The sequence below is a fragment of the Pseudomonas sp. FSL R10-0056 genome (assembly GCF_009600105.1).
Classification (GTDB): Bacteria; Pseudomonadota; Gammaproteobacteria; order Pseudomonadales; family Pseudomonadaceae; genus Aquipseudomonas; species Aquipseudomonas bubulae.
The window spans coordinates 1-2,125 of sequence record NZ_WIWL01000037.1; the positions used below are offsets into that span (position 1 = coordinate 1).

Genomic DNA, 2,125 nt, shown 5'->3' on the forward strand with positions numbered 1-2,125 from the left:
GTTGCTCATGGCACCTCCTAATGGGCCTCATTTTAAGGCTTGGAGGTGTCTACGAAACTAGGGGCGATTCAAACAGCTGGCTCTAAAATGACTCTCGATGCAGCCCTTCAAGCTGGTATCCAAGCATTGAAGGGAATTGGCAGTGTAGCTTTAGACCGTGTAACTGGCGTCGGTATTGGGCTGTTGGTGTATTCACCTCAACTGGGCAACGGTGACCTCCATCCGTCAACGATGATGACGGTTCCCGCTAAATCTATTGCGCCTAGCCTTCCTGTGAACTTGTTGGCTGTTGCTTCTTCCGGAGGCAGTGTTGATGTGCCGTACCGGGTCTACGGGGAGCAGCATAAGTACTCCGTTGTAGCGACCACATCCAGCGGTGGTGTATCTGCGAAGGTGCCTGTTCGGGCATTAACATTTAACGCCAGCCTGAACGCCTATACGTTCACCACGGCTGATACCCCGTCTCGCACGCTGGTCTTTCCTATTGCGACTCCAGGCAACAGTTCGACTTCTACTCCAGCTAAACCTGTGGCCGTGCCGGTATACACTGGTGTGACTCTCACTCCACTTGAGATTAAGGCGGAAGAACTACCGGCAGTGGATCAGCTAGATATTCACGACTGTATCTATTGCTTTCCAGCCGGTTCGGGTCTGCCTCCAATTTATGCGGTTTTCAGCGAATCGCTAGATTCCGGAAAATTCTCACGCAAACAATTGGATAAAAAGTTCAAGCATGCTAGTAGTTTTGGGGTAACTGATACCCGTAAAAACATCGAGACGCTGAGCAAGTTCAGGGATGCTGTTAATGAGCATCTTGCTGATGTCGATACCTCTCCCCATGGGACATATCAGCGAGAAACAGACTCAACTGTTTTTTTCAACAAAAGAACAAACAATGTCGTTATCATTGGTGGCGATGGTAAATTTGTGTCGGGTTGGAAGCTTGACCCAGCTACCCCACAATTTAAAAACTACATTGAGAAAGGAGTTCTGCAATGAGTCTTGAGCTTATCCAGCTTGCCAAGAAATTCGCTGACGGCGGCTTGTCTGCAAATGCTTTTGCCGATCCATATATCGCTAAGTGGAGCGCAGAGCGAGATGCAAACAAACTCAAGGACGACAATGCAAACGTCTCTGAATGTGCATCGACCATTTTCATCCTGGCAGACTGCTACAACCCTGATCTAGATCGCAGAAAAAGTGAGCTAGATGAAGCTGGTTTGAGAGCTGAGGTCAAAGCAACCTTGAGTAAATTCAAGCTGGCCTGAATCTACTCAATGGTTAGGCTTGAAAAGCCCAGCCCGTCTGGGCTTTTTTGAGTCCGTTCAGTAAAGCCTGTTTACCGAAATCCCCTTTTTGATTTCGTAAAAAAACCTGTAAATCCCCGCCTAAAACGGGTTTATTTTGCCTCTTGCCATCATTTTTGAAACTTATCGGGCGCCGCCCAGCCTCATCAGAAATGAGGTTACACATGCCTGCGAACATCTACGCCCCCGAATCCGTTTTGGATGAAGTCGCTACCCGGGTTGGCCTGGTGGTTGGTGCTGCAAAAGGTGGCAACCCTGTCCTGGAGGGAGAGGGAACCAAAGGCAAAAGCAGATCTTCGCAACGCCAGAAATCAGCTTGGGGTGAGGGCCCTCGACGGCCACTACCCAGGCCAGACCTTGCCGCAACCGGCAGAACCCCGCCGTCTCCTCGCACCGAATCTTCCCCCATCCCTGCGCAAACCCGCGCCGCAGCGCGTCAAAATAAAGTTGGTGCGCAAATTGCAATGACCTCTTCAGTACAGCGGTGGGCGGCAAGCGTCCGTCAGACAGAGGAAAGACTGTGGACAAGTACCTTTATGTGGCAATGACCGGCGCCAGTCAGAACGCACTGGCGCAGAAGGCGCATGCCAACAATCTGGCGAACATCTCGACCAACGGGTTTCAGCGTGACCTGGAACAGGCCCGCTCGATGCCGGTGTTTGGTGACAGCTTTCCGGCGCGTGCCTTTGCCTTGACCGAGCGCCCTGCCACCGATTTCAGCCAAGGTGCCCTGGTCGAGACCGGCCGCGACCTGGATGTGGCCGTGTCCGGCGACGGCTGGCTGGCGGTGCAGGCCCCCGATGGCAGTGAGGCCTATG

Annotated in this window: 4 protein-coding genes; 3 read left to right on the forward strand and 1 reads right to left on the reverse strand. The window is 52.3% G+C overall.

What is annotated here, in order from left to right; translation table 11 throughout:
- Positions 1–87: 87 nt before the first annotated feature.
- Both GHO42_RS02385 and GHO42_RS02390 read left to right on the forward strand, forming a co-directional pair.
- Complete coding sequence (locus GHO42_RS02385; RefSeq protein ID WP_178114883.1) at positions 88–999, forward strand: S-type pyocin domain-containing protein; 912 nt, start codon at positions 88–90, stop codon at positions 997–999.
- Positions 996–1,268 carry a colicin immunity domain-containing protein gene (locus GHO42_RS02390; RefSeq protein WP_095018922.1) on the forward strand — a complete coding sequence of 91 codons (273 nt, stop codon included), beginning with the start codon at positions 996–998 and terminating at the stop codon, positions 1,266–1,268. The genes GHO42_RS02385 and GHO42_RS02390 overlap by 4 nt, the downstream gene beginning before the upstream one ends.
- A gap of 13 nt (positions 1,269–1,281) precedes the next feature.
- On the opposite strand, the gene GHO42_RS02395 is transcribed toward GHO42_RS02390, so the two are convergent.
- Entirely contained in the window at positions 1,282–1,485 is a 204-nt protein-coding gene (locus GHO42_RS02395) for a hypothetical protein (protein WP_095021117.1), read from the reverse strand.
- A gap of 342 nt (positions 1,486–1,827) precedes the next feature.
- Here GHO42_RS02395 and GHO42_RS02400 point away from each other — a divergent pair.
- The coding region (locus GHO42_RS02400; protein WP_371928111.1) for a flagellar hook-basal body complex protein at positions 1,828–2,125 on the forward strand (298 nt) is incomplete at its 3' end.